This is a genomic window from Actinophytocola xanthii, from assembly GCF_001921205.1.
Classification (GTDB): Bacteria; Actinomycetota; Actinomycetes; order Mycobacteriales; family Pseudonocardiaceae; genus Actinophytocola; species Actinophytocola xanthii.
The window spans coordinates 1-26,629 of record NZ_MSIE01000002.1; the positions used below are offsets into that span (position 1 = coordinate 1).

At 72.3% G+C, this 26,629-nt stretch carries 22 protein-coding genes and 1 pseudogene; 15 read left to right on the plus strand and 8 right to left on the minus strand.

The window, feature by feature from the left end:
- A pseudogene (locus tag BU204_RS01660) lies at positions 1 to 422 on the minus strand (carbohydrate-binding protein); the annotation flags it as partial.
- A 264-nt stretch (positions 423 to 686) separates the two neighbouring features.
- Between BU204_RS01660 and BU204_RS01665 the strand changes: the two are divergent.
- The 5 genes from BU204_RS01665 to BU204_RS01685 all read left to right on the plus strand — a co-directional run bounded on the left by BU204_RS01665 (position 687) and on the right by BU204_RS01685 (position 7,573).
- On the plus strand, positions 687 to 1,958 hold the full coding sequence (locus BU204_RS01665) for an extracellular solute-binding protein (protein WP_143229250.1): 1,272 nt from the start codon (positions 687 to 689) through the stop codon (positions 1,956 to 1,958).
- Positions 1,955 to 3,610 carry a hypothetical protein gene (locus BU204_RS01670; protein ID WP_075123710.1) on the plus strand — a complete coding sequence of 552 codons (1,656 nt, stop codon included), beginning with the start codon at positions 1,955 to 1,957 and terminating at the stop codon, positions 3,608 to 3,610. The genes BU204_RS01665 and BU204_RS01670 overlap by 4 nt, the downstream gene beginning before the upstream one ends.
- 5 nt (positions 3,611 to 3,615) lie before the next feature.
- Positions 3,616 to 5,955, plus strand: a complete 2,340-nt coding sequence (locus BU204_RS01675) for a tetratricopeptide repeat protein (protein WP_075123711.1) — start codon at positions 3,616 to 3,618, stop codon at positions 5,953 to 5,955.
- Between the two features lie 62 nt (positions 5,956 to 6,017).
- Complete coding sequence (locus BU204_RS01680) at positions 6,018 to 6,800, plus strand: alpha/beta fold hydrolase (RefSeq protein WP_083660921.1); 783 nt, start codon at positions 6,018 to 6,020, stop codon at positions 6,798 to 6,800.
- On the plus strand, positions 6,794 to 7,573 hold the full coding sequence (locus BU204_RS01685) for a MerR family transcriptional regulator (RefSeq protein WP_075123712.1): 780 nt from the start codon (positions 6,794 to 6,796) through the stop codon (positions 7,571 to 7,573). The genes BU204_RS01680 and BU204_RS01685 overlap by 7 nt, the downstream gene beginning before the upstream one ends.
- A 156-nt stretch (positions 7,574 to 7,729) precedes the next feature.
- Here BU204_RS01685 and BU204_RS01690 read toward each other — a convergent pair whose 3' ends face one another.
- Together BU204_RS01690 and BU204_RS01695 are read right to left on the minus strand one after the other, a co-directional pair.
- Positions 7,730 to 10,990: a ThuA domain-containing protein gene (locus BU204_RS01690; protein ID WP_083660922.1), complete on the minus strand. Its 3,261-nt coding sequence runs from the start codon at positions 10,988 to 10,990 to the stop codon at positions 7,730 to 7,732.
- Positions 10,991 to 11,022: 32 nt separating this feature from the next.
- Complete coding sequence (locus BU204_RS01695; protein WP_075123713.1) at positions 11,023 to 12,108, minus strand: sugar phosphate isomerase/epimerase family protein; 1,086 nt, start codon at positions 12,106 to 12,108, stop codon at positions 11,023 to 11,025.
- Between the two features lie 578 nt (positions 12,109 to 12,686).
- Here BU204_RS01695 and BU204_RS42140 point away from each other — a divergent pair.
- Together BU204_RS42140 and BU204_RS01705 are read left to right on the plus strand one after the other, a co-directional pair.
- Positions 12,687 to 13,418 carry a hypothetical protein gene (locus tag BU204_RS42140; RefSeq protein ID WP_332888564.1) on the plus strand — a complete coding sequence of 244 codons (732 nt, stop codon included), beginning with the start codon at positions 12,687 to 12,689 and terminating at the stop codon, positions 13,416 to 13,418.
- 100 nt (positions 13,419 to 13,518) lie between these two features.
- On the plus strand, positions 13,519 to 14,112 hold the full coding sequence (locus BU204_RS01705; protein WP_075123715.1) for a TetR/AcrR family transcriptional regulator: 594 nt from the start codon (positions 13,519 to 13,521) through the stop codon (positions 14,110 to 14,112).
- 48 nt (positions 14,113 to 14,160) lie between these two features.
- Here BU204_RS01705 and BU204_RS01710 read toward each other — a convergent pair whose 3' ends face one another.
- Entirely contained in the window at positions 14,161 to 14,811 is a 651-nt protein-coding gene (locus tag BU204_RS01710; protein WP_075123716.1) for a response regulator, read from the minus strand.
- Positions 14,808 to 16,172 (minus strand): sensor histidine kinase, encoded by a 1,365-nt coding sequence (locus tag BU204_RS01715; RefSeq protein ID WP_075123717.1) that lies wholly within the window; start codon positions 16,170 to 16,172, stop codon positions 14,808 to 14,810. Before BU204_RS01715 ends, BU204_RS01710 begins: the two co-directional genes overlap by 4 nt.
- A gap of 145 nt (positions 16,173 to 16,317) precedes the next feature.
- Here BU204_RS01715 and BU204_RS01720 point away from each other — a divergent pair, with 145 nt between their 5' ends.
- A complete protein-coding gene (locus BU204_RS01720; RefSeq protein WP_075123718.1) occupies positions 16,318 to 17,421 on the plus strand; it encodes an alpha/beta hydrolase family protein in 1,104 nt (367 codons plus the stop codon).
- Between the two features lie 222 nt (positions 17,422 to 17,643).
- Here the strand turns inward: BU204_RS01720 and BU204_RS01725 are convergent, their stop codons facing one another.
- Positions 17,644 to 18,312, minus strand: a complete 669-nt coding sequence (locus BU204_RS01725) for a response regulator transcription factor (protein WP_075123719.1) — start codon at positions 18,310 to 18,312, stop codon at positions 17,644 to 17,646.
- The gene (locus tag BU204_RS01730) at positions 18,303 to 19,559 is read right to left on the minus strand and encodes a sensor histidine kinase (protein ID WP_075123720.1); all 1,257 of its coding nucleotides are present in this window, start codon (positions 19,557 to 19,559) and stop codon (positions 18,303 to 18,305) included. The genes BU204_RS01725 and BU204_RS01730 overlap by 10 nt, the downstream gene beginning before the upstream one ends.
- Before the next feature lie 114 nt (positions 19,560 to 19,673).
- On the opposite strand from BU204_RS01730, the gene BU204_RS01735 reads away from it, so the two are divergent.
- Positions 19,674 to 20,387, plus strand: coding sequence for an ABC transporter ATP-binding protein (locus BU204_RS01735; protein WP_075123721.1), 714 nt, complete (start codon positions 19,674 to 19,676; stop codon positions 20,385 to 20,387).
- Positions 20,384 to 22,879: an ABC transporter permease gene (locus BU204_RS01740; protein ID WP_075123722.1), complete on the plus strand. Its 2,496-nt coding sequence runs from the start codon at positions 20,384 to 20,386 to the stop codon at positions 22,877 to 22,879. Before BU204_RS01735 ends, BU204_RS01740 begins: the two co-directional genes overlap by 4 nt.
- Before the next feature lie 17 nt (positions 22,880 to 22,896).
- Here BU204_RS01740 and BU204_RS01745 read toward each other — a convergent pair whose 3' ends face one another.
- The gene (locus BU204_RS01745; protein ID WP_075123723.1) at positions 22,897 to 23,862 is read right to left on the minus strand and encodes a hypothetical protein; all 966 of its coding nucleotides are present in this window, start codon (positions 23,860 to 23,862) and stop codon (positions 22,897 to 22,899) included.
- Between the two features lie 89 nt (positions 23,863 to 23,951).
- Here BU204_RS01745 and BU204_RS01750 point away from each other — a divergent pair, with 89 nt between their 5' ends.
- The 5 genes from BU204_RS01750 (at position 23,952) to BU204_RS01770 (ending at position 26,629) form a co-directional block, all read left to right on the plus strand.
- Entirely contained in the window at positions 23,952 to 24,332 is a 381-nt protein-coding gene (locus BU204_RS01750; protein ID WP_075123724.1) for a DoxX family protein, read from the plus strand.
- A gap of 3 nt (positions 24,333 to 24,335) precedes the next feature.
- Entirely contained in the window at positions 24,336 to 24,806 is a 471-nt protein-coding gene (locus tag BU204_RS01755; protein ID WP_075123725.1) for a nuclear transport factor 2 family protein, read from the plus strand.
- A 63-nt stretch (positions 24,807 to 24,869) separates the two neighbouring features.
- Positions 24,870 to 25,589 (plus strand): hypothetical protein, encoded by a 720-nt coding sequence (locus BU204_RS01760; protein ID WP_198942732.1) that lies wholly within the window; start codon positions 24,870 to 24,872, stop codon positions 25,587 to 25,589.
- Between the two features lie 6 nt (positions 25,590 to 25,595).
- The gene (locus tag BU204_RS01765) at positions 25,596 to 26,150 is read left to right on the plus strand and encodes a MauE/DoxX family redox-associated membrane protein (protein ID WP_075123726.1); all 555 of its coding nucleotides are present in this window, start codon (positions 25,596 to 25,598) and stop codon (positions 26,148 to 26,150) included.
- A complete protein-coding gene (locus tag BU204_RS01770; RefSeq protein WP_075123727.1) occupies positions 26,147 to 26,629 on the plus strand; it encodes a hypothetical protein in 483 nt (160 codons plus the stop codon). The genes BU204_RS01765 and BU204_RS01770 overlap by 4 nt, the downstream gene beginning before the upstream one ends.

Consider the following 26,629-nt stretch of genomic DNA (forward strand, 5'->3'; position numbering starts at 1 on the left):
AGTCGGCCGTCGGCGTTCTGGCCGACCGCGAGCCGGTCGATCCAGCCGCCGAGGGAGGCCCAGCCGGACCAACGGCCATTGGGGGTCTGCCACTTGTGCCAGAGGGCGCCGTCCGAGCCGCGGGCGAAGACCTCGAGCCGGCCGTCGGCGTTGCGGCCGACCGCGACGCGGTCGATCCAGCCACCCAGTGAGGCCCAGCCGGACCAGCCGTTGTTGGGTGCGGTCTGCCACCTGTGCCAGACGGCGCCGTCCGAGCCGCGCACGAACACCTCCAGCCGGGTCACCGGCTGGTTCTGGGCCGCTGCCGACTTCGCCTCGGCAGCGGGGGAGACGACGACGGTCAGCGCGGACGCGACGAGGGAGAACACCAGTGCCGCGACGAGCATGAGAAGCCGCCGACGGACAGGTCTGAGTTCCGTCATTGTGGATCCTGATTCTGTACGCTCATACCCCGAAATAGGGTGGGAAAGCCCCGCCGGCGACCGACAGTCTCGTGAACCGTCGTTTGTCCGGTACCCCAGTGCCGGCGCGAGCTCGAAGACTCTGCGCGCGGCTCCCATGGTGGCGGGCGGCAACCCGGGCGAGCAATCCCCGGTACGGGTCGACAAAAGACCCGAGCGAGTGATCACACCCCTCGTTCGAGTTCAGGCTAAGGTGAGGGTCCGTCATGGTCTTTCTGGGGAGTCATGCCTTCGCGAGCCGTCCACCGACGCACGGTCTTGCGTGCCGCCGCCCTCGGCCCGGCGTTCGGGTTGGCGGGCGGCTGCGCGGGACTGGGCCGAGCCACCGGGCTGGGTGAGTCCGTCCGGATCGCGGTGAGCTGGAGCTCGACCGAGCTTGCGGCGTTCCAGCGGGTGCTCGGCCGCTACGTCGACGACTGCGCGCTCGTTCCGCTGGGCGACGACATCGACGCCGCACTCGGCGCCAACCCCACCGGCCGGCCCGACATCGTGGCGCTGCCCCAGCCCAAGCTCGTGCGGGCGAACCGGGACCGGCTGGCACCGCTACCGGACGAGGTCTGGCACCACGACTTCGACGCGCTGTGGAGCCCGCAGCTGCCGGCATACGGCGGGCGGCACCACGCGGTGCCGTTCAAGCTCGCGCACTCCTCGGTCGTCTGGTACCGGCGGCGGCTGTTCGTCGAGCACGGGCTGGACACCCCGAGGTCCTGGACGGACTGGCTCGACCTGAACGAGCGGATCGTCGAGCGGACCGGTGTCGCGCCGCTCGCCCTGGGCGGCGCGGACGGGTGGCTGCTCGCCCGGTTCTTCGAGAACGTGCTGCTGCGTCACTTCGACGACACCTACGACGCCCTCGTCGCGGGCGAGCGGGGTGGCTGGGCTGGCCGCGACGTGCGGGACGCGTTCGGGATGGTGGCCGAGATGTGGGGTGCGTCCGGCGCGCTCGCCGGGGGGCCGGAGCGGGCGCTGGTCGCCCAGTACCCGGAGGCGGTCCTGGAGGTGTTCCGCCACCACACCGCGGCGATGGTGGCGGCGCCCGCGTTCGCCGAGTCGGTGACGCGCTCCTTCGGCGTGCCCGACGACGAGATCGGGACGTTCACCTTCCCCTCGGCGGCCGGGCTCGACGGGCGGCTCGTGGTCACCGGTGACCTGCTGGTGCTGACCGCACCGGCGAGCCCGGCGGCGCGCCGGGTGCTCCGCCACCTGTGCACCCCGGACGCCCCGGTCCCCTGGATCAGGGACACCGGCGGGTTCATCGCGGCCGACCCGGAGACCGACACCCGCGAGTACAGCCAGAACCTGCTCGAGCTGGCCCTGGAGCTGGCACGGCCCTCGAACGACCTCCAGTTCGGCCTGTCGGACACGGTGGCCCTGGGCGCTCTGCTGCAGGAGGTGCTGCAGAACCTCCTGCGCGCGCTCGCCGCCGGCACGGAGCCGGGCGAGGCCGCACGGGAGGCGGCGACCGCGATGGCCGACGCCGGGAGGGCGGCGCGATGAGCACGGAGATCCGGACCGCGGGTGGGCTGCGGCTCGAGGTCGCCGGGCGGGAGCTGACCGGCGGCCTGCGGCCGGCGACCGCTCGCGGCGGCTGGAGCTACCTGCTCGGACTACCCGCGCTGGCGCTGCTCGTCCTGCTGGTGGTGCCGATGGCGTGGACGCTGGTCTGGGCGCTGTGGGGGCTCGGCAACTTCGGCGACGTCCTCACCGACCCCGACGCGCTCCGCGCGGCCGGCCACAGCGTGCTGTGGGTCGGGATCGGCGTCGTTCTGCTGGCCGCGGGCTACGTGATCGCCGTGCTGAGCCGGCTGGTCAGCGGGTTGTGGCGGTTCCTGCTCTACCTGATGGTCCTGCCGTTCGGCGTCTCGGCGATGGTGTCCGGCGCCGCGTTTCGCATGATCTTCGACCCCAACCCCGAACGCGGCACGGTGACCGCGTTGTTCGGCGAGGCCACCTGGCTCGGTCCGGGCCTGATCTGGTGGGTGCTGGGCATCGCCTTCGCCTGGTCCTGGCTGGGTTTCGTCGTCGTGTTGTTCCGCGCCGGGCTGGACGCCAACAACGGCCTCGGCTACCGGGTCGGCCGGTTGCGCCTGCTCCGGGTCGGACCGGTCGCCTCGGTCGTCGTGCTGACCGTGCTCGTCGCCGCGATCCGCGTGTTCGACCTGGTGCTGATCGCCTCCCCGGACTCCATCTCCGCCGACGTCGACGTCGTCGGGCTGCTCTGGTGGCGGATGACGACCGGGTCGACCGAGACCGGGGCGCCCGCCGCGCTCGCGGTGCTGCTGTTCGCGGCCGTGGCGTCGCTGAGCCTGTTCGGCACCCGGGGGATCCGCCGGGCGCCGGTGCCGGACCCGGTGCCGCTGGCCGAACCGGCCTCGGAGCGGACCCGGTGGTGGAGCTGGGTGATCGGCCTCCTGATCGGTCTGGTGTGGACACTGCCGCTGGTGGTGCTGGTGGCGACCGCGCTGCACGACCCGGCGGCGGCCGGAGCGTCGGGCTGGTGGCGGCTGGACGGGCTGGGTCTCGGCTCCTTCGCCGCCGTCGCCGACACCTGGCTCTGGCCGGCGCTGGCCGCCAGCGTCTCCATCGCCGTTCCGGCCACCCTGCTGGTGGTGGCCTGCGCGGTGCCCGCTGCCTACCTGCTGACCTGGCGGCTGCCCAGCCGGGTCTCCGGGGTGCTGACCGTGCTGCTGGGCGTGCTGGCGGTGGCGCCGGTGCAGATGTACGCCGGGCCGCTCAGCGAGGTGTTCGCCGGCTCCCGGGTCTCGCTCGCGCTCGTGCACGCCGCGGCCGGGCTGCCGTTCGCGACGCTGGTGCTGCGGGCCGCGTTCGCCGCGGCGCCCCGGGTCGGCAGCGACGCCCGCCCCGCGCTGGACGCGATGTGGCGGCGCGGCCGGTACCGCCCGGCTCTGGTCGCGGTGACCGTGCTCGAGTTCGTGCTGGTGTGGAACGACTTCATCGTCAGCTTCCTGATCGGCGGACCGGCCGACAGCCCTCTGGCCCTGCTGCTGTGGGGTGAGGCGCGGCAGTTCGCCACCTCCGCCGGCACCGTCGCCGCGGGTGCCGTGGTGTCCGCACTCGTCCCGGTCGCGATCCTGCTGGCGACCTGGCGGACCGTGGTGGCCGGGCTGACCGGCGGAATGGCCAGGTAGCCGCGGTGGGCAGACCCGAGCGCAGGCTCCTCACCCGCGTCAAGCTCCTCCTGTTCGGCGCGGTCACCTGGTTCGTCGCCACCCTGCTCTCCGAGCAGCTCGGGGCCGAGGCGGGCGAGTCCTGGTGGGGGACCACGGTCGGCCCGCTGCTGCTGCCGGTCCTGACCGGGGTCGCGGTGCTCGCCGGCGTGGGCTGGCTGGTGCTGGTGCTGCTCGACCGCCCCCGCGAGCCGACCGAGCCCGAACCGCCGCGGATCGAGCACCTGCCCTGGCACGCCCCGTCGGAGCCGCTGTTCGGTCGGAGCGACGAGCTGGAGCAGGCGCGGGACCGGGTGCTGCGGTTGGGCGCGGTCGTGCTGGCCGGCGTCCGGGACATCGGCACCTCGGCCGTGGCCGAGCACGTGACCCAGCGGCTGGTCGAGAAGGACGGCGGCGACCCCAGCCGGATCTTCCGGTTCGACCTGCGCAGCCGGTCGACGAGCGAGCCCTACGACGCGGTCCAGACCGCAGCCCGGTTCGTGACCGCGTTCGGGGTGGACGAGCCGTCCGACAGCACCGACGAGGTGCTCGACCGGGCCGCCGAGCAGCTCCTGGACAAGATGCCGGGCCAGGGAGCCATCCTGTTCCTGGACAACGTCTCCACACCCGAGCAGGTGGCGTGGCTGTTGCGTCGGTGGCCGACCGGCACCTGGCCGCGGCTGGTGGTGGCCGGTGAGACGGCGGTCGGCGACGCCGCCGAGAGCCGCGTGGTTCCCGTCCTCGAGCTGCCCCTCGTCCACCTGCGGGAGATCTGGGAGCGGGAGGTGCCGGAGCCGGCGGCCCGGCAGAGGATCCTCGACCTGCTGCGCCGGCTGCGCGGCCCCAGACAGGACGACCCGGTCGACGCGCTGCTGGCCGCCTCCTGCGCCGGGCGACCGGGCGCGGTGAAGACCCTCGCCCGGGAGATCCGGCGGCTCAGCGCCGTGGAGAGCGCCGAGGAGTCGGTTCGGCGCATGCTCGTCCAGCTGCGGGCGAAGGGGCAGGTGCACGGGCCCCTGGAACGGGTGTGGACCGCGATCCTGGACAACATCCGCGACGGTCTGACCGTGCAGGAGGCCTGGCTGCTGCGGGCGCTCGCCGAGCTGCCGGTCACCGGGATCACCTGGGGCACGGTCGACGCGATCGTCCGCACCTGCGCGATGAGCCCGCCCGGGGGCAACGCCACGGAGCTGCTCGAGGCGCTGCGGCTGCGCAACCTGGTGCGGGAGCAGGACGGGCGGTACCGGGTGCCGCAGGAGATCCGGGGACCGCTCCTGCGCACCGAGCCGGCCCAGCGGCGCGCGGTGGCGCTGTGCGCGGTGCCGGCGCTGGTGCGGTACTTCGCCGGTTTCGTCGAGGAGTGGGCGGGCCGGCTGGACGTCGACACCACGAAGGCACGGGACTGGTTCCGCGACTCCGAGCCGTCGCTGCGCCCCCTGTTCCAGGGACAGCACCGTCCGGAGGGGGAGCTGCTGGCGCTGGTGTTCGACCACCTGTGCGTGATCGCCGACGGGCTGAACAGCTGGTACGTCCGCGAACAGCAGTCCCGGGGCCTGCTGGAGGTCAGCCAGGGGCTCTATGAGCTGGCGCTGGCCAACCGCCGCGAGGACGTGGCGGCGGTCGCCGTCCAGCGCATCGCAGCCGCGCACCGGCTGGCGCGCCGGCCCGGCGACGCGCTGCCCTGGCTCGACATCGCGCGCTCCCACGCGATGGCCGTCCACGGTCCCGTTCGCACCCAGCTCGACATCCGGGAATGGGTGGAGCGCGCACTGCTGGCGGCCGCCGGGCCCGAGCCCGACTCCGCCGCGATCGGCGCCGCGATGACGGCGCTGGAGGCGCTGCGGGCGGGGGCCGACCGGCCTGAACAAGCGGTGATGCTGGTCAACCTTGGCATGCTCGCGATCCTGCAGAAACAGCCCGACGAGGCGCTGGAGTGCCTGCGGGAGGCGGAGAAGGTCGCCCGGGACGCACGCGACGCCGGCAGCGAGGCGCACAGTGTCGAGCTTCAGGGCACGGCGCTGGCGACCCAGGACGGCACCCTGGTCGAGGCGGCCCGCTGTTGGCAGCGGGCGCGGACCGTGTTCCGCCGGATCGGCGAGGACCCCGGCGAGGCCCGTTGCCTGCAACACCTCGGTGCCGCCGCCCTGTGCGAACCCGGCGTCGCCGGCCTGGTCCGCGTCGGACGGCCGGTCCCGCTGCCCGGACCCGACGCGGCTGCCGTCGCGCTCGCGCTGCTCGAACGGGCCAAGGAGCTGCGCACCGGCCAGCCGGACACGGAGCTGGTGGACCACTACCTGGACCAGGCCCGCCGCGCGCTCAAGAGCTGACCCCGGCCCTCGTCCGGGGTCGGGGTTGCCCTGACGCAGGGGCAGTCGCCGAGCATGGGGGCATGGGCGCGCGAGCAGACCGTCTGGTGGTCCGACACGACGGCATACGGATCCCGGTGTCCCGCAGCGGGCGAGGACGCCCACTGGTCCTGTGCCCCGGGCTCCTCACGACGCAGGCCGAGCTGGGGGAGCTGACCGAGCTGCTGGGGCGCGACCACGACGTGGTCACCTTCGACCTCCGCGGACACGGCCGCACCTCGCCTGCCGTCCGGTACTCGTTCGAGGCGTTCCTCGGTGACCTCGGCGCCGTGATGGCGGAGCTTCCCCGCCTCGGGTGGCGTTCGGCACCCGTGCTCGTGGGCCACTCGCTCGGGGCGGACCTGGTCGTGCACCACGCGGCCGAACATCCCGACACCGTCGCCGAGCTCGTCCTGGTCGACGGCGCGAACCCCGTACCCGAACCGTTCATCACCGAGGCCGAGCTCCCGGAGTTCCGTGCCATGGCCGAGACCCTGGCCAGCGAGGCCGAGCGGGTGTCGCTGACCGCACGGGACATCCTGGACCTGAACGTGGAGGTGGAGGCGGTGCGAGCCAGGATCCTCGACCGGTACGAGAGGATCCCGCACCCGATCACCATGATCATGTCCACCGCGATGGCCGGCGAGAGCCGTCAGGGGCGGGCGGCGTGGCGCAACCGGAACTGGCGGGCGGGCGTCGAGCGGCTCGTCCGGGAGCGGCCGAACGTCGCGGTGTCCTGGCTCGACGCCGGGCACGGGCTGGTCCTCAGCCACGCCCAGGACGTCGCCCGGATCATCCGGACCTCTGGAAGGGAGGCCCCGTGCTGACGATCGGCGAGGTGGCGTCGTATGCCGGGGTGACGGTCCGTGCCGTGCGGCACTACCACGCGACGGGCCTGCTACCCGAGCCGGAACGGGACCACCGCGGCTACCGGCGGTACGGCGCCGAGGCCGTGCTGGAGCTGGTCAGGATCCGGACCCTGGCCGACGCGGGTGTTCCGCTGGCCCGGGTGCGAGAGCTGCTCGAGGCCGACGAGGAGGAGCTCGCCAGGGCCGTCGCGGACATCGACGGGCGGCTGCGGGCGGAGATCCGGCAGCGGCAGCGGCACCGCGAGCGGATCGCCCGCCTGGCCGCCGGCGACGACCTGGCGCTGCTCCCGGAGGTGGTCGAGTTCCTCGCGCACCTCCGCCAGCTCGGGGTGGACGAGCGAATCGTCCGGGTCGAACGCGACGGGTGGGTCCCGCTCGTCGCGCACCGCCCGGAGCGGGTACCGGCGTGGGTGGGACGGAAGCGGGAACAGCTCGCGGACCCGCGGCTCGTCGGGTTCTACCGCACCCTGGGCGAGACGCTCGACCGGACCGACGCCGATCGCCGACTCACCGAGCTTGCCGACGAGCTGGCCGCCGGCCTGACGCGGATGGCCGACGAACGGGGCGCGGACTACGTCGACGACCTCGACATCGACCCGTCGTTCGCCGCGGCGATGGACGCCCTGGCGTTCGACAGCGCCCCGCCGGCCCGCCGGCTCACGGAGCTCCTGACGCAGCGAGGCTGGACCGGCTGGACCACGCTCGAACGAACCGCGAGACCGGGACGATGACCGGGGCTCGCCGCCTGGGCGTGCGCTCGTCTGGACTCACGCTCCCGGCGACGGGCCGGCGAACCGTCGCGGGCGGTCCCGCGGAAGGGCAGGACGGCCGAGAGGCCGGCTCACCGTGGTCGGGTGAGCCGGCCTCTCGCCGTGATCTGGTCGGGATCAGCCGACCGGGGTGAACTCGACCCAGTTCAGGTTGACCAGGCCGCTCGCCGGGCCACCGGGCACCGACCGGAACACCAGGTAGAGCCGGTGCTCGCCGACCGGTCCGGACACCGGCACGGTGTGGCTCGCCCACGCGTTCGTACCGCTGGTCGCCGGCAGGGTGGCGGTGGTCACCACCGGGCCGGTCGGCGAGTCGAGGCGCAGCTCGACTGCCGCCCGGGGGTTGCCGACGGTCGTCGCCGAGCCGCCCGAGTACCGGAACGTCACCGCGGAGGCGTCGCCCGGGTTGATCGGGGCGAAGGCGATGTGGTCGCCCGTGTCGATGCCGGTCAGGGCGGTCCCGCCACCCGTGTCGTTGCTGACCGTCACGTCGACGCCCGATTTGACCTGGGCGTTCGCCGCCAGCTGGCGCGGGGTCTGGACGACCGCCTGGTCGATCGTGGTCAGTCCCGGCTGGCCGCCGCCGCCCAGGTCGGTGTACTGGGCGCTGATGCCGCCGTAGAGGTACCCGCCGGCGTGGTCGCCGCCGTCGGCGGGCGTGGGCAGCACCCCGCTACAGCCGGTGGTCGACCCCATGCCGTGCCCGTGGCTGTCGTGACCGAGGACGAAGGTCACCGTCACCCGCGAGCAGTCGATCGTGCCATCCTCCGGGTCGGTGACCGTCACCTCGAACGGGACGTCCTCGCCCCACTCGAAGAACGTGCCGCCCACCGGCGAGGTGACGCTCACTGTGGGCGCGGTGTTCCCGACGGTGATCGTCCGGGTGAGCACGGCCGTCTTGCCGCTGGAGTCGGTGACCGTCAGCTTGGCGGTGTAGGTCCCGTTGGTCGTGTACGTGAACGAGGGGCTCGGCTCGGTGGAGTCGACGGTTCCGTCGTTGGTGGAGTCCCAGGCGATCGAGATCGACTCACCCGGGTCCGGGTCGTGCGAGCCCGCGCTGGAGAACGCCACGGTGAGCGGTGCCGTACCCGAGGTGGGGGTCGCGCTCATCGCCGGCACCGGGGAACGGGTGCCCTTGACGTACCGGATCACCGACAGCTGGGCGTCCGGGTTCGGGCGGAAGAACCCGTCGCCGTACTCCAGCACGTACAGGTTGCCGTCCGGACCGAACTCCATCTCCATCGGGTTGTCGAAGACGGTGCCGGGCAGGAACTGTTCGACGCCGACCAGGTTGCCCTTGCCGTCGGTCCGCATCATGAACAGCTTGTCCCGGGTGAACTCACCGAACACGACCGCGTTGTCGTAGTACTCCGGGAACTTGGTGTTCGACGTGGACTCGCTGTCGTAGTCGTAGATCGGACCGCCGTGCGGACCGACACCGCCGGTGCCGATCACCGGCCACTTGAAGTCACACGGGGCGGGCGGCGTCACCAGGTACGAGCCGGCGCACGGGGTGCGTGCCTCGTAGGTGTACCAGAACTGCGGCTGCTGGACCGCCGGCAGCACGCGCAGACCAGTGTTGTGCCGCGAGTCGTTGACCGGCGCCCCGCAGTTGAACGCCGCACCCGAGATCTTGGTCTCGAAGTCGTAGTCGATGTAGGGCAGGCTCGGCGAGACGCAGAGCGGCCAGCCGTAGTTGCCGGCCTTGTTCGTGCTGAACCACCGGCCCGTGCCCTCCGGGCCCCTGGTGGGGCTCGACGTGCGTGCGTCGGGGGAGTAGTCGGCGATGTAGAGCCGGCCCGAGGGGTCCACGTCGAACCGGAACGGGTTGCGCAGGCCCATCAGGAAGATCTCCGGCCGGGTCTTGCCCTCCTGGTCGGCCGACTCCGGGAACAGGTTCCCGTTGGGGACCGTGTAGGTGCCGTTCTCGCGCACCTTGATCCGCAGGACCTTGCCGCGCAGGTCGTTCGTGTTGGACGAGGACCGGCGCGCGTCGAAGCCAGGGCCCTGGTTCGTCGCGTCGTTGATCGGGGTGTACCCGTCGGACCCACCGGCGTTCGTGTCGTCGCCGGTGATCAGGTAGAGCAGACCCCTGCCGTCGAACTTGACCTTGCCCGCGACGTGGCAGCAGATGCCGCGGTCGGCGTCCACCCGGATGATCTGCTGCTCGCTGGCCAGGTCCAGGTGCGGTGTCGGCGACTCGACCAGCTTGAAGCGGGACAGCTGGTTGTAGCCCTTGAACCGGTCCCACGCCGTGGGGTCGGTGCTGGTCGCCGGTGCGTCGCCCTCGTTCACACCCGGCGTCGAGGGGTCGTCGACCGGCGTGTTCAGCTTGGGTGAGTAGTAGACGTACACCCAGCGGTTGGTGGCGAAGTTCGGGTCGATCGAGAGGGTCTGCAGGCCGTCCTCGTCGTGGCTGTAGACCGGGATCGTGGTGATCACCGGGCTGGCGTCGGTGTCCGGGTCGTAGAGGCGGATCTCGCCGCCTCGGGTGTTGTGCAGGACCCGGCCGTCCGGCAGGACGGCGAGCGACATCGGTTCGCCCGGCTCGTCGTTGAGCGTGACCTTCTCGTAGTTGCCCAGCACCGTCGCGCCGCAATCGCCCGCGACCGCGCCGGCGGCCCACTGGATCCCGCCGAGCAGGTGGCCGCGTACGTTCTTGTTCCGGTAGGACTCGATGGAGTGGCCGAGCCCGGTGTACCAGGAACGCCCTCCGACGTGGTCCTGGCACCAGGCGACCGGGTGGTCGAAGCCCATCGTCCCACCGGTGAACGACTTCTCGTCCACAGTGGCCAGTACGTGCTGGCGTCCGCGGACGTTGGACGCGAAGTTGTACCACTCCTCGGTCAGCGTGAGCGTGCGCGCGACGGTTTTCGTCGAGGGGTGGGCGCGGTCGGCGACCTGTACGTTGCCCCGGCCCACGCTCGCCACACCGGCCACCTTCGTGCCGACGAGCTGCTGGTAGAACGCCCAGTCCGGCTCGGTCTCGGCGGCGGCGTGCACGCCGACGTAGCCGCCGCCGGCGCGGATGAAGCCCTCGAAGGCGCTTTGCTGGGTGTCGTTGAGGACGTTGCCGACGGTGTTCAGGAACACCACGGCGCGGAAGGTGGCCAGGCTTTCGGGAGTGAAGACGGCGGCGTCCTGGGTGGCGGTGACGGTGAAGCCGTTGGTGTTCGCCAGGTCCCGGATCGTTTGCACACCGTCCTTAATGGACGGTCTACGTTCGCCATCGGTCTTGTGGAACACCAGCACCCGGTAGGTCTCGTCGGCGGCGGGCGAGGGAGCGGCGGCGGCCGGCGTGACGCCGCCGACGGCAAGGGCTGTCACGGCGACCAGGGCGGCAGCGGTGCCGGTGGCCGAACGGAGCGCACGGATCATGTTTTCTCCAGCTGCGGCAGGGGACGCGGAGGTCAGCGGCGGCGGTAGATGGTCAGCTCGGACATGTTGGTGTAGCTCAGCGCGGCGAAGTCCAGCGACTGCGCGGGCAGCGTGGTGCCGCCGGGTGCGGTGTCCTGCTCCCAGTTGGCGTGGTGGAAGTCCTGCTCGCCGATCGTCTGGAAGAACTGCTGGAAGTTGATGTCGCCCTCGCCGAGCGGCACCATGTCGTAGCCGTTGCCCGCGGTCGGGTTCTTGTTGCCGTCCTTGGCGTGGAACAGCGGGAACCGCGTCGTGCGCGGGGCGACGGTGAGGATCGGGTCGAACACGTCGGTCCGCTGCCGACCGAGGCGGTCGGTGTAGGTGTGGTGCTTGAAGCGGGCGACGTAGGCCCAGAACACGTCCATCTCGAAGAAGACGTACCGGGGGTCGGTCCTGTCGAAGAAGTACTCGAGGCGGCGGAGGCCGGAGGAGCGGGTGGGCTTGCCGTTGGCGTCCAGGGGGCCGGCGTCGAGGAGGAAGCTGTAGGCGGCGTCGTGGTTGTGGGTGTACAGGCGGAGCCCGCGTGCCCGTGCCGTTCGGCCGAGGTCGTTCCAGGTGTCGGCGGCGGCGTCCCAGTCGGGGCGGTAGGCGCTGTTGGTGGGGTCGCTGCCGGTGCCGATGTTGCGCATGCCCAGTTCCTGGGCGATGTCGAGCTGTTGTTCGAAGGTGGCGGGGTTGATCTGGGTGTGGGTGCCGTTGGCGACCAGGCCGTTGTCGTCGAGGATCTTGCGGATCTCGCGTGGGGTGATCTGGCGGCCGAGGATCGAGGTGTGCTGGTTGTAGCCGGCGAACTCGATCTCCTTGTAGCCGATCTCGGCGAGGCGGGCCAGGACGCGTTCGAAGCCGTAGGGGACGCCGGAGGTGTCGGGTGCGGCCGTGATGCGGTCGCGGACGCTGTAGAGGATGATGCCGCGGTTGCGGGGTGGGATGAGGGGCTCTGGTCTCAGCCTGCCGTGTCGGGTGTCGGCGAGGGCTGGGGTGGCCGTGGTGAGGATGGGGAGGCCGGCGGCGGTCAGGGCGGCTGCGGCTGTGGCGGAGGCTTGAAAGACGTTTCTGCGGGTGACGGCGTTGTCAGGCATGGGGGGCCTTTGCTGGTGGGAAGGCATTGGGGCGAGTATTGCATGGTTTTGGCGAACTCCGGCTGACTTTTGTTGGTTAGTGACAGAAGTGGGCTGGGCGGGTAGGGTCCGCGCGGTTTGGCTGGGCTGAGGGGGCTGGGTTTGCTCAGGGCTGTGCGGGCTGGGGCTGCTCGGGGCTGCCTTGATGTCCTCGCCGGACGGGCAGGTCTCTGGGATGCCGGGGGGTGGGGAGGCGGGTGCGGTTGGGTGCGGCTCGGGGCCTGGCATCCCGTCGACCTCCCTGAGGGCTATCACTCCGCGTCAAGGGGCGTGGGGGGCTCGTTGGGGTTGGGTGGTGGAGGGCCCCTTGACGCGAAGTGATCGGGCTTCGCCAGGTCGACGGGATGCCAGGAGGCTCCTCTATGGGGTTTGGGTTGGGGGTGGGCGTTGTGGGGGAGGGGTTGGGGGTCGTATGTTGGGTTTGGGAGCGCTCCCAAACCCGGGCTCGGGTGTTGTGTATTGGTTCTGTGGAGGAGGTTGTTATGCGGTGGGGTGTTGGGGTCGTGGTGTTGAGTTTGGGAGCTTTGGTGGGGGTTGGGATGGGTGGAGAGAAGGGTGGAGAGAGGGGTGGGGTGGGGGAGGTGAGGGCTGCTGCTTGTCCTTCTGGGGCGTTTTGTGATGGGTTCGAGGATCAGGTGGGGGTTACGCCTTCTGGGGAGTGGAGCGTGGTGTTCCCCAACTGTCAGGGGACGGGGAGGGCGGTGGTGGACAGCTCTGTCGCGCATGAGGGGCTCCGGTCGGTGCGGGTTGATGGGGGGAGTGGGTACTGCGACCACGTCTTCGTGCGGACTACGCGGGGGGTGGGTGGGTCGGCCTTGTTCGCTCGGTTCTTCGTGCGGCACACGATTGCATTGCCTGATGCACATGTGACGTTTCTGGCCATGCGGGATGTGACAGACGGGGGGAAAGATCTGCGGATGGGTGGGCAGAACCGGGCGTTGCAGTGGAACCGGGAGTCCGATGACGCGACCCTGCCCGAGCAGAGTCCGGCGGGGGTCGCGCAGAGTGTGCCGCTCGCGGTGGGGGAGTGGGTGTGTGTCGAGTTCGGGGTGACCGGGTCCGAACTCCGGACGTGGGTGAACGGGAGTGAGGTCGCCGGGCTCCACGTGGACACCACGCCTACCCCGGACATCGACTCGCAGTGGTTGCGGCGGGGGCCGTGGACGCCGTCCTTGAGTGACTTCCGGTTCGGGTGGGAGAGCTACGGCAGCAGTGGCGACACCTTGTGGTTCGACGACGTCGCCCTGGGATCGTCTCGGATTGGGTGCTGAGGACTGCCGCTGCTCGTTGCCTGCGCTGTGAACCAGGCGACCGGCTCCTGACGTATACGAGACACACTGTATCGGAAACGTCACCACGTACACTCTGTCCGTGCCAAGATTGTGGAGCGAAACGATCGACGCGCATCGCCGCGAGGTTCGCGACGCGATCCTGGACACCACGGCCCGGTTGGCGGCCGAGCACGGCGTCCTGTCGGTGACCATGTCGCAGATCGCCGAGCGGACGGGCATCGGACGTGCCACGTTGTACAAGTACTTTCCGGACGTCGAAGCGATCCTGTTCGCGTGGCACGAACGGCAGATCGCCAGTCACCTCGAACTTCTCGCCCAGGTCCGAGATCAGGCGGACGACGCGGGCACGCGACTCGAGGCCGTACTCAAGGCGTATGCCATGATCCACCACCAGCGGGTGCGACACCACCAACACAAGCACCACGGCGCGGAACTCGCCAGCTTCCTGCACCAGGACAAGCACATTGCCGCGGCGCAGCAGCAGGTCCACTCCATGATCAGCGAGCTGCTGACCGCGGTCGCCGACGCCGGCGACCTCCGCGACGATGTCCCACCCCACGAACTCGCCACCTACTGCCTGCACGCCCTCGACGCGGCCAGCACCCTGCCCTCCAAGGCGGCGGTCGGGCGGCTCGTCACGGTCGTCCTGACCGCCTTGCGCCCACGGCCCTGACCCGACCTGGTCCCCTACCGGTCGCGTTCCTCATTCTGAACCGATCGCTCAGGGGGTCAGGCCGGCCTGGTGGGCGAGGATCGCGGCCTGGACCCGGTTGCGGGTCCCGAGCTTGTCCAGAATCGAGCTGACGTGGGCTTTCACCGTGCCCTCGACGATGAAGAGGGCGGCCGCTATCTCGGCGTTGGAGTGGCCGGCGGCCAACAGCACAAGGACATCGCGTTCGCGGTCGGTGAGGGTTGTGATGACGCGGCGGGCCTCGTCGTGGGGGCCTTGGGTGCGGTAGCTCGCGATGACGCGGCGGGCTACGGCGGGGGACAGGTAGGCGGCGCCGCCGGCTACGGCGTGGACGGCGGTGAGCAGTTCGCGGGGGTCGGACGCCTTGAGGAGGAAGCCGTCCGCGCCGCCGGTGAGGGCTCGGGTTATGTAGTCGTCCTGGCCGAACGTGGTCAACATGATCACTGCCGTCGTGGGGGCGACGACGGCGATCTCCTGGGCGGCTTGGAGGCCGTCGAGGTCGGGCATGCGGATGTCCAGCAGGGCCACCTGGGGGCGGTGGGCGCGGACGAGGTCCACCGCCGTGCGGCCGGTGCGGGCTTCGGCGACGACCTCGATGTCGGGGTCGGTGGCCAGGATGGCGCGGACGCCGGCGCGGACCATGGCCTCGTCGTCGGCCAGGACCACCTGGATGGGGGTCATGCCTGTTCCAGGCGGCTTGTCGAGACCAGCACGTCCTCGGCGAAGCAGAGTTGGTAGACGTCGGGGCCGAGGTCGAACAGGCCGTCGCCGACGTGGTAGTAGCGGCAGGTGGCCCCGGTGGGGTGGGGCGGGGTGGCGACGACCCTGGGCTCTCGGCCGATGTCCTGCGGCGGGAGCAGGCGCTCGACCTCCGACCGCGGCTGGCCGGGATGGAGGGCCTGGAAACGGTCGGGCGGGAGGCCCGTCCGGGTACCGGTGACGAGCTGGACCGCGGCCAGGGCTGCCAGCAACGTCAGGGCGAGGCCCAGGGGGAGCGTGGCCGTCTGGAGAAGCTCGCGCCTGGTCAGGCGTCTGCTGACGCCCAGGTCGACCTCGAGCGGGCCGTCGTCGTCCTGAGGGCTGGCGTGGTCGGGCAGAACGGCGGTGACGGCCCATCCGCCGTCGGGGCTCGGGCCGGCATGGAGGGAGCCGCCGGCGACCCGGACGCGCTCGTCGAGGCTGATCAGACCCTGGCCCGCTCGTTCCCGGGCCGGCGGGTCGGCGGCCGGGGCGTTCGCGATCTCGATGCGGGTGTGGGCGTTCTGGCGGGCGAGGGTGACGGTCACGGCGGCGCCGGGGGCGTGTCTGGTGGCGTTGGTGAGGGACTCCTGGACCAGGCGGTGAGCCGCCTGGCCCGCCATCGGCGACCACGCGGGGGGCGGGCCGATGCGGTGGAACTGGACGGGAAGGCCGGCCGTGGCGGCCCGGCGGACCAGGTTCTCGATGGTCTCGTCGACAGGACGCAGGTCGGCGGCGGCGTCGGTGCTGCCGAGCACCTGGACGATCTCGTGCAGGCGGTCGGTGGCGCGGACGGCGCACACCCGCAGGTTCGCCGCGGAGCGGCGTTGTTCCTCGGTGATCCCGCCGGCCAGCTCCAGGGCGCCGCCGTGCAGGGCGATCAGGGCCAGCTCGTGCCCGAGCGCGTCGTGCATGTCCTGGGCGATGCGGGCGCGCTCGCGCAGCCGGGCCTGCTGGGCGACGATGACCCTTTCGCGGTCGGCCTGTTCGGCGCGCAGGCGCCGGTAGCGGCCGAACCACCACGGGAGCACCGAGGACACGAGCTCGACCGAGACGACCGTGACCCAGTGGCCGAGCGGGTCCGGGGAGCGCCAGAACGCCAGGGCCAGGCCGGCGAAACCGACGGCGGTGAACACCCCGAGTGCGAGCGGGAAGGACACCATCGCGCGGCCCGCGGGGTAGGCCAGCGCGATCATGACCAACGGAAGCCAGTCGGGAGTGGTATCGCGAACCTCGGTGAGGGAGAGCGCGCTGGACACGGCCAGCAGCGGCGCCCAGGCCAGGTCGGCTCGCCGGTTTCGCACGGGGGCAACCCTACAAACCCGGGGCGGGGCGGCGCCCCTGACGAAAGTCAGGGGCGCTCCCCGGCGGAAGACCGATGATCCTGAGACGCCCGCCGCCCTAGCGTCGGCACCGCCTTCACCTGACCCGAACCGAAGGAGTCCCGTTATGCGAGCTGTCCGCTGGATCGCGGCGAGCGTCGCGGCTGTCGCGTCGCTCGTCGGCGCGGCACCCGCCGAGGACCGGCTCGTGCTCCCGGCACCCACCGGCCGGCACGCGGTCGGCTGGACCGAGGCACACCTCGTCGACCGGGACCGGGTGGACCCGTGGGTGCCGACCGGGCCGCGCGAGCTGATGGTCTCGGTCTGGTACCCGGCCGCCGCCGCGAGCGGTGACCGCGCACCGTACGCGAGTGCCGAGGAGTCACGGGCGTTGCTGGAGCTGTACGGGTTCGACCATGTGCCGCCGGACTCGATGCACCGCGTCGACACCCACGCGCGGGTCGACGCGCCACCGCTGCGGGGCCGGCGGCCACTGGTCGTGCTCTCGCCGGGGTTGGTGTTCTCCCGCTGGACGCTGACGACGCTGGCCGAGGAACTGGCCAGCCGCGGCTACGTCGTCGCGAGCATCGACCACACCTACGAGGCGGCGGCCGTCACCTTCCCCGACGGCCGCGTCGCCGAGTGCGTGGTGTGCGTGGGGGACTGGGACGGCGAGGCGATCGCCGCGAGCCGCGTGCTCGACATCTCCCTGGTACTGGACCGTCTGCTGCACGGGCCCCGGTACCGCCACCTGATCGACCCCCGGCGGATCGCCGTCCTCGGCCATTCGATCGGCGGCTCCGCGGCCGCCAACACAATGCTCGTCGACCGCCGGGTCGACGCCGGCGCCAACCTCGACGGCTCGTTCTTCCCCGCCCTGGCCGAGGACCTGTCCCGCCCGTTCCTGATGGTGGGCGCGGAGGAACAGGGCGCCCCGGGCGCACGTCCGGACTGGGACCGGACCTGGACGCACCTGACCGGCTGGCGCCGCTGGCTGCACGTACCGGAGATGGGACACGCCTCCCCGAGCGACGCGGCCGTCCTGGCCGAGTGGCTGGACCTGCCACGTCCGTCGCTGGGGGGGACCAGGATCGTCGAGATCATCCGCACCTATCTGACCGCCTTCCTCGACCGGCACCTGCGCCACGAGCACCGGCCCCTGCTCGACGGTCCCTCACCCCAGTTCCCGGAGGTCCACTTCGTCGGCCCGTCGACGGTAACGCCCGGGTGACGCGGGTTCCAGTGGGATCGGCCTGACCCGCGGCGGCGCGGGTCTGGTCGATCACTGGAGGGTTCGCGAGACGAACGGTAGTCACACTCGCGGCGGCGGCGCACCCGCGTTGCCGCTCCAGGTGGCCCGGTTCACCCCGGCGCCGGTACGAGGCCTGCCCTCCGCCTTGCCAGCGACGACCTGGATCACCAAGCCCATCGACTGGGACTGTGCGGACGCGCCCTAACCGGCGGGGCTCTGCCCCGAACCGTGGTCGTGGCGTAGGTGGGCGAGGACGGCGAGGACGCGGCGATGCCCGTCGACGTGGGGTGGGATGTCGAGCTTGGCGAAGATGTTGTTGACGTGTTTGGCGATGGCGGCGTCGGTGACGTGGAGTTGACGGGCGATCGAGGTGTTGGTGCGGCCTTCGGCGATCAGCGCCAGCACCTCGCGCTCCCGCGGTGTCAGGCGTTCCATCGGGGCCCGCATGGTGCGGCGGCTGAGGAACCTGCGCACGATGTCGGGGTCGATGACGGTGCCGCCGGCGGCCACGTCGTCGAGGGCGGTGAGGAACTCGGGGATGTCGCCCACCCGGTCCTTGAGCAGGTAGCCGATGCCGCCGCCCATGGCTACGAGCTCAGCGGCGTAGGTGTGCTCGACGTACTGGGACAGCACGAGTATGGGCAGGCCGGGGTGGTCCTGGCGGAGTCGGAGGGCGGCCCGGAGTCCCTCGTCGCGGAAGTCCGGTGGCATTCGGATGTCGGTGATGATGGCGGTGGGGACCGCGGCCGCGACGGCGGTGAGGAGGCCGGGCACGTCCGGGACGGGCGTCACCTCGTGTCCGGCGTGGCGGAGGATGTGGGCGAGCCCTTCGCGCAGCAGGGCGGCGTCCTCGGCGATCACTACTCGCACGGCAGCTCCGCTCGCAGGACGGTGGGTCCGCCGGGCGGACTGCTGAGGGTGATCCGGCCGTGGAGCACCGAGACCCGGTCGGTCAGACCCTGGAGGCCGGTACCGCGGTCGGGGTCGGCCGCGCCGACGCCGTCGTCGCCGACCTCGACGACCAGCAGGGTGCCGGCGTAGGCGCAGGTGACCCAGGCCCGGTCCGCCTGGCTGTGCCTGGCGACGTTGGTGAGGCCTTCGCTGATCACGAACCAGGCGGCCGCCTCCACGGCCCCCGGCGGCCGGTGGGGCAGCTCGAAGCGCACGTCGACCGGGACCGGTGAGCGCTCGGCGATCTCGGTGACGGCCGGCGGGAGCCCTCGGTTGGTGAGGACCTGGGGATGGATGCCCTGGACGAGCTCGCGCAGCTCGCTCAGCGTCGTCCTCGCCTGCCGATAGGCGTCCTCCACCGCCTCGCTCGCCGGACCCGGCGTGGCGGCGAGCTCGAGCCGCGCCATGCCGAGAGTCATGATCAGGCTGGTCAGCCGCAGCTGCGCGCCGTCATGCAGGTCGCGTTCGATGCGACGGCGCTGGGCGTCCATGGCGTCCAGGATCCGCTCCCGCGAACGGGACAGCTCCCGCACCCGGTGCTCGGTGTTCGCGTCGGGACGGTCGACGAGGAAGCGGCGGGCGAGCGTCGCGCGGGCGGCGGCGTAGGCGGTGACCAGGTAGAGCGTTATGGGCAGGACCGCGAGGCCCAGTGCCGTCGCCAGCAGCGCCTCGGGCTGCCGGGCCGGGATCAGACCGAAGAGCTCCGGCTGGTATTCGGGAATCAACGCGATCAGCACCGGGAAGGCCATCACGTAGCCGGCGCACAGCACGAGCAGCCCCACCGCGGCGTCCACCCACGCCAGCACCAGCGAGAAGAGAACGGCGTGACCGAGCTCCCGCCAGGTGACCGCCTCCCGGAACCGGGTACCCAGCCAGGCCACGAGCCCGGGCCTGGCCGGTGGGGAATGCGGCGAGGGCGCCGGCACCGGGTCGATCAACCGCAGGCGTCGACGTTCCACCACGCCCAGCGGTATCCCGCCGAGCAGCAGTACCAGCCCGAACGCGGGCACGATCAGCAGCAGGGCCGTCACGGCCACCCACAGCATCGCGACGATCCAGCCGGTCAGCAGATAGGCGACCGACCGCCACGGCCACGACGACGCGAGAAAACGCGACGGCCCGCCGGTCAGCGTCCGCCAGCTCGTCTCGTCGCTTACCGTGGTCATCGCAACCCCCGACCGTACGGGCCGGCGCCCCGGTTGTCAGTCACGCCACCACTACCTCTCTCACTCACCCTGGCACCCGTGAAGAACGGCCCGCCGGCGGACACAGTGGATCGCATGTCTGCCGAACCCGCGGTGCGGATCGTCGATCTCCGCAAGATCCACGGCACCGGAACCGTCGCCGTCACGGCCTTGGACGGAATCACGCTCGACTTTCCGGCCGGCACGTTCACCGCGATCATGGGGCCTTCCGGCTCGGGCAAGAGCACCCTCGCGCAGTGCGCCGCCGGGCTGGACCGTCCCACCTCGGGCGAGGTCGCGGTGGACGGTGTGCTCCTGAACGCCATGGACGAGACCGAGTTGACCGTGTTCCGCCGGAAAAGGATCGGCTTCGTCTTCCAGGCCTTCAACCTGCTGCCCTCGCTCACCGCCGAGGAGAACGTGACCCTCCCGCTTCGGCTCGCCGGAGCTCGCCCCACCCCGGGACGAGCCAGGGTGGCACTCGCGACGGTGGGACTCGGCGACCGGGCCGGCAGTCGTCCGAGCGAGCTGTCCGGCGGCCAGCAGCAGCGGGTGGCGATCGCCCGCGCCCTCGTCACCGCGCCGGCCATCGTCTTCGCCGACGAGCCCACCGGGGCGCTCGACTCGGGCAGCGGACGGGACGTGCTGCGCCTGCTGCGATCGCTGGTCGACGAGCACCGCCACACCGTCATCATGGTGACCCACGACCCGGTGGCGGCGGCCCAGGCCGACCGGGTCGTCGTCCTCTCCGACGGGCGGGTCGCCGAGGAGAGAACAGCCGAGAAGAGAACAGCGGAGAAGGCTCGATGACCGCCCTCGCCCGGCAGACGCTGCGGACGCGGTGGGCTGGCTTCCTCGGGTCGTTCCTCGCGCTGGCGCTCGGCGTCGGACTGTTCGCGACGGCGGGTCTGATCCTCGCCGCGGCGCTGCGCGGCCACGACATCCCGCCACGCTGGTACGTCGCCCCCTCCGTGGTCGTCGCCGGGCCCGACCGCGCCGGCGTGACCGCACTAGACCCCGCCGACGGGTTCGACCCGGCGCTGCCCCCCGACGAGCGCGGGTTCGTCCCCGCCGGTGCCGTCGACGCGCTCGCCGGGCTCGAGGACGTGTCGGCCGTGATCGTCGAGCACGTCAGCTATGCGCGGTTCGGTGCGGCCACCGAGGCACGTCCCTGGGCCGCGCGCGCGTTGCGTCCCGGCGGGCTCGCGGCGGGCGGCCCGCCCACCCGGCCCGAGCACGTCGTGATCACGGCCCCGACCGAGACGCGGGTGGGTGAGGAGGTGACGGTGGTGACCGTCGAGGGACCGCGGCGGTTCACGGTCAGCGGGATCATCGAGACCCCGGCGGAGCCGGCGCTCTACGTCGCCAACGACCTCGCCGCCCGGCTGGCCGGCGGCCGGGTCGCGGCGATCGCGCTCGTCCCCGCGCCGGGTGTGGACCCGACGACACTCGGCGAGGACGTCCGGGCCGCCCTCGACGCCTTCCCGATGCTTCGGGTGCTCACCGGCGACGACCGCCGCGGCGCCGAGCTCGACCCCGAAGCCGGGCTCTACGTCGGCGTCACCTCGCTCGCGGGCAGCGTCGCCGGGCTGTCGGGATTCGTGGCCGTCTACATCGTCGCCGGCACCTTCCGGTTCACCGTCACCCAGCGTCGGCGCGAGCTCGCGCTGCTGCGCGCCGCGGGAGCGACACCCAGGCAGGTCCGCCGGCTGGTGCGGAGCGAGGCGCTCCTCGTCGGCGCGGCCGCCGGCCTGGTGGGCATCGCCCTCAGCGCCCTCGGCGCTCCCGCCGCGGCGGGTTGGCTGGCCGGTCACGGGCTCGCGCCGACGGGGTTCACCACCGAGTTGGTGTGGTGGCCGCTCGCCGCCGCGTACGCGCTCGGTCTCGCCGTCGCCGTGGCCGGCGCGTGGTCACCCGCCCGCCGGGCCGGCCGGATCCGCCCGGTCGAGGCGATCGGCGAGGCCACGGTCGAACGGCGTGGCGGCGCGCGTGCCGTCGTCGGATGGGTACTCGGGTCGGCCTGCCTCGGCGGAACCATCCCCATGGCTCGGCTCATGTCCGGGCCGGCCGGCGCTGCCTACCTCCTCGTCGTGGTGATGCTGCTGATCGTCGGCGCTACGCTGTTGCTCCCGACGCTGATGCGGCCGGTCAACCGACTGGTCACGACGGGCCGGAGCCCGATCGCCATGCTCGCCAGGGCGAGCGCGCGATCCGAGACCCGGCGCTACGCCGCCAGCATCGCCCCGGTGCTCGTCACCGTCGGCCTGGCCGGCGGAACGCTCGCCGGCACAGCGACGATCAGCGCGACCGAGGCGGCCGGCCTCCGTGACCACCTCACCGCGCCGATGGTGGTCGTCCCCGCCGGTGCCGCGCGGCTGCCGTCCGGCACCGCCGACCGGCTCGCCGGCCTGCCCGGCGTCACGGCCGCGGTGCCGGTCAAGGCCACGAGCGTGTTCGACGACCGGGGCGACATGGTTCGCGAGCACACCGCGTGGTTCGTCCACGGTGCCGCCGCTCGGCACGTCGTACGGCTGCCGACGATCTCGGGTTCGGTCGACGGACTCTCCGCGGGGGCCGTGGCCGTCTCCGCGTCGCTGGCCGAGGCCCACGGCTGGCGAACCGGCGGCACCGCCACCCTCTGGTTGGGCGACGGCGCGGCGGTGACACCGCGGATCGCCGCGGTCGTCGAGGACCGGCTCGGCCTGCCCGCCGTGTTCCTTCCCTGGGAACTCGCGCGGACCCACTCGACGACACCGATGCCGGACGCGGTGTATCTCGCGCTCACGCCGCAGGCCGAGCTGGCCGCGATCCGTGCCGCCGTCCCGCTCGGCGCCCTGGTCACCGTGGAGTCGCACCTGACCACCCTGGACGAGCGGTTCGACCGGCTCAATCGGCTCTCGCTGATCGCGTTGCTGGGCGTCGCGCTCCTCTACACCGCCATCGCCATCGCCAACACCCAGCTCATCGCCGTCGGCGACCTGACCCGCGAGCTCCGGGTGTTGTGCCAGGTCGGCGCGACGCGACGCCAGGCGCTCGCGCTGGCTCGGCGAGAGGGCCTCACGGTGGCCGTGACCGGTGTGTCACTCGGCTGCGCTGTCATGATCGGTACGTTGGCCACCGTCCACATCGCGCTCGGTAGGGTCAGCGAAACCGTTCGGACGCTGGTCCCGTGGCCGCCCTTCCTGGCCGTGGTCGCCTGCTGCATCGCGATCACGCTTGCCGCCGGCGTCCTCCCGGCCAGGCGGGCACTTCGCCGCCGGGAGTCGCATGCCGCCGGTGGACGCCGAGCCTCTGCGTCGTAGCGGCAGGCAGGCCGACGCTACCGACCGGCTTCGCGGAGCACGTCGGCGACGATGCCGTTCAGCGCGGTGGGCCGGTGCGAGCCGGACAGCAGGAGCGTGAGCGCGTCCGGGGTGAGTCGGCGGTGGGTGGTGCCGTCGTCCATCCCGTGGCCATCGCAGCCGCTGTAGCGGACGAAGACCTCGTGGGTTCGGGCGCTGTCGCGGACCAGGAGCAGCAGCACCTCGTCGCCGTAGGCGACCTCGGGGATGCAGGACTCGGGCTGGTTGGGGCCCTCGCCCTGCGGTGCCGCCGTGACCGCGGCGACCACGGCCCGGGCCTCGTCGGCAGAGAGCACGGTCCGCGACAGCACGGGGCTCGTCCGGGGACGCAGGACGTCGGTCAGCGCATACCGGCAGAGGGTGGCCGAGCGCACCTCGCCCGCCTCCGGAAGGCCGCCGGGAGCGGGGGTCGGGCGCGCGTCCGGCCCGGTCAACACCGGGTGCTCGGTGGGGCAGCCAGCCTCGCCGTCGGTGGCCGCGCGGCGGGCCGAGTTGAGGATGCGGGTGCGCTCGGTGGCGTCGTCGGAGAACACCGTGAGCGGCACGCCCGCGACCAGGCGGGTTTCCTCCACCCAGCCGCCGTCGTGGGTGTGTACGCCCGGTTTGGCGCTGGAGTCGAACCACAGGTAGGCACTTCGGTCCGCCAGCTCCGGTACGGACGGGCCCATGCACCCGATGGACTCGACAGCGCCCGGGCGGCCGACGTAGGGGGTGTCGGGCTCGATGCTGGGCAGGCAGGGCGGCGTGCCGGTGGTGCCGTGGCCCCACTCGTCGGGCACCTGGACGTCGACCCCGCCGTAGGACTCCCACCGCCACCCGGCGGCGGGGGGTGGGGCCTCCTCGGGCGACGCGTCCGGGGGTTGCTGACCTACAGCGGCGAACACGACGAACAGCGCTGCCGCTGCCGCGACGGCGGCGACGGTGACACGAGACCAGGTCTTCATGGTGAGCACCTCCGGCGGGAGGACGGACAGGCGGGCCGTCCGGGTTGCACGCCGCCTCACAACGCGTGGGTCCGTCTCGTCGGACCGGTATGAACATCGCTCTGTGGGGCATCGCCGGGCTGCTGGCCGTTCTCTTCCTGGCCAGCGGCGTCGCGAAGCTCGTCCAGTCCAAGGAAAAGCTCGTCGCCTCGGGAATGGGAGCCCTCGAGGGGTTCGGCCCCGGCACCGTCAAGGTTATCGGGATGCTCGAGATCCTGGCCGCGGTGGGGCTGGTCCTGCCCGCACTGCTCGAGGTCGCACCGGTCCTGGTGCCGCTGGCGGCGGTCGGGGTGGCGCTGCTGATGGCCGGCGCCTCGGTCACCCATCTGCGGCGTGGGGAGACCCAGGGCGTCGTCGTGACCCTGACCATCCTCGTCCTGGCCGCCGTCCTCGCGTGGGCGCGGTTCGGTCCACAGTCCTTCGAGGGCTGAGGCATGGACGGCTTTCGCGACGTCGCCGACCGGATCGAGGTCGCGGCGCTGGCCGGCGAGTTCACCGACGCCGGGACGATGCGCGACTACGACCGCTTCGTCGCACTGTTCACATCGGACGGAGTGTGGCGGATTCCCCACGTGGGTATCGGGTTCACCGGTCGCGCCGAGATCCGCGCCGGCATCGAGCGGCTACAGGGGCTGTGGGACTACTTCGTCCAGACGGTGCACCCGGGCACGGTCCGGATCGAGGGGGACACGGCGACCGGTCGGGCCTACACCGCCGAGTTCGGGCGAATGCGCGACGGCGCCGCGCACCTCAACTACGCGATCTACCACGACCGCTACCGGCGCACCGCCGACGGCTGGCGGTTCGCCGCACGGGTGTACGAGGTGCGGTACGTCGACACGACGCCGCTGCCCGGCGGGCCGCCCGGCACCGAGAAGGCTATTTCCCTCAAGGACGGTTTGTAATAGATTCACCTCAAGTTGCTCCGTAAGGTCAGTGAGTACCCAACCTGAGGCGGAGGGGTGGCCGTGACCGACGCGACCGGCCTGGCGGCCACCGTGGTGCATCGCGCATTGGACGGTCGCCGGTACGAGCTCAGCGGGCCGTTGGACCTCGGACGGCCGTGCACGTCGTCGGTGGAGGTCACTGTCGGAGGCAGACGGCACGAGTTGGTCGCCGGGAGCACCGGGCTGGGCGCCGAGGTCGCCACGGCGCTCGGGCTGTCCGGTTTCGACGAGGAGCTGCGGTTCGACGGCGGCACCCTGCTCGTCGGGCGCACCCGCCGCGCCGAGCCGGGGTCGCGGATCACCGAGGACCTGCTGCTGGTCGTGTGGCAGGGCAGGCGGCACTGCCTGATCGGCCACTTCTACGCCACGACCACGGCCACGGCCGTCGAGCTGTTGCACTCGCTGGGCATCGCCGAGCACGACGACGGCCTGATGCTGCGACCCCGGGACCCGGCCAGCGCCTTGGCCGCGCCGGCGACGCTGGTCAAGGAGATTCCCACGCTCGGCCTGCTCGAGCTGACCGTCCCCTCGGCACCGCAGGCGACCCGGCTGCCGGCGTGGAAGGGTGCCCGGACCCGCTCCGGTGAGCTGTTCTCCGACCGGCTGTCCAACGGCGACCCCTACTTCGTTCTCGCCGGCGCCGACACCTGGACCACCGTGCTCCCGCTCGCCGCCACCGACCTTGAGCGGGTACCGGCAGTGGTGGACCGGCTCGGGCTGCGCCTGCTCGACGCCCGGTGAGGCGGCATGCTCGCGTTCCCGGCCACGGTCGCCGCCTACGTCGTGTTGTTCGTCCTGGTCGTGGCGGTCGCCGAGCGGGTACGGGCCCCCGGCGCGTTGCCGTTCGCCCTGGCCGTGCACGGGATCGTGCCGCGGCACGCGGTGCGTCCGGTGGCGGGCGCGGTGACGGCGGCCGAGGTGGCCGTCGCCGCGGCGCTGCTGGTCGGACTGGTGCGGGCGTCCGGCTCGCTCACCGCTACCGCGCTGGCGGTCGCGGCCGCGCTGTTCGCCGGGTACGGCGGCTACAGCCGGCACGTCGCCAGGAGCGGCCGCGGCGGGCCGTGCGGCTGCGGCGGGGCCGAGGTGCCGATGGGTCGGTGGGTGATGGTCCGGGCGGTCACCCTGGCCGCGCTGGCGGCGTTCGCCGCCACGGCCGCCGCCGTGGTCCGGCCGCTCACCCGGGTCGACCCGCCGCTGGTGGTGGCCCTGCTCGCCGCGCTCACGATCGGCACCCTGCTCTGGCACCTGCCAGCAGCGATGCACGACCCGGCCCCCGACCGACATCACGAGGTGGTCCCGTGAGCTTCCAGACCAGCGCGCTGATCGTGACCTGGGTTGCCCTGCTGCTCCTCGCCCTCGTCGTGTCCGGCCTGGTCCGCCAGGTGCACGCGCTGTCCTCGGGCACGGTCCGGCACACCGCGCGGAGCGGTGCCCGACCGGGCACCGGCGCGCCGGACCTGGACCGGCTCGGCACCCGGCTCCCGGCGGTGCTGCTGTTCCTGAGCCCGACCTGCCACACCTGCACCGAGGTGCTGGAGGAGACCGCCGGGGAGGTCGGGGACCGGATCCCGGTGCACGCGCTGTACGAGGGAGCCGCGCCCGACCCACCGCCCGCCGGCGTCACCGTCCACCCCGATCAGGGCGACCTGTTCGCCGCCTACGGCGCGCTCGCCACGCCGTTCGCGGTACTGGTCGACGACGACGGCCGGATCGGCGCCGCCGCCCCGGTGGGGTCGAGGGCGGCTGTCCGCGAGCTGCTCGACCCGGTGCGGACCCGCTGA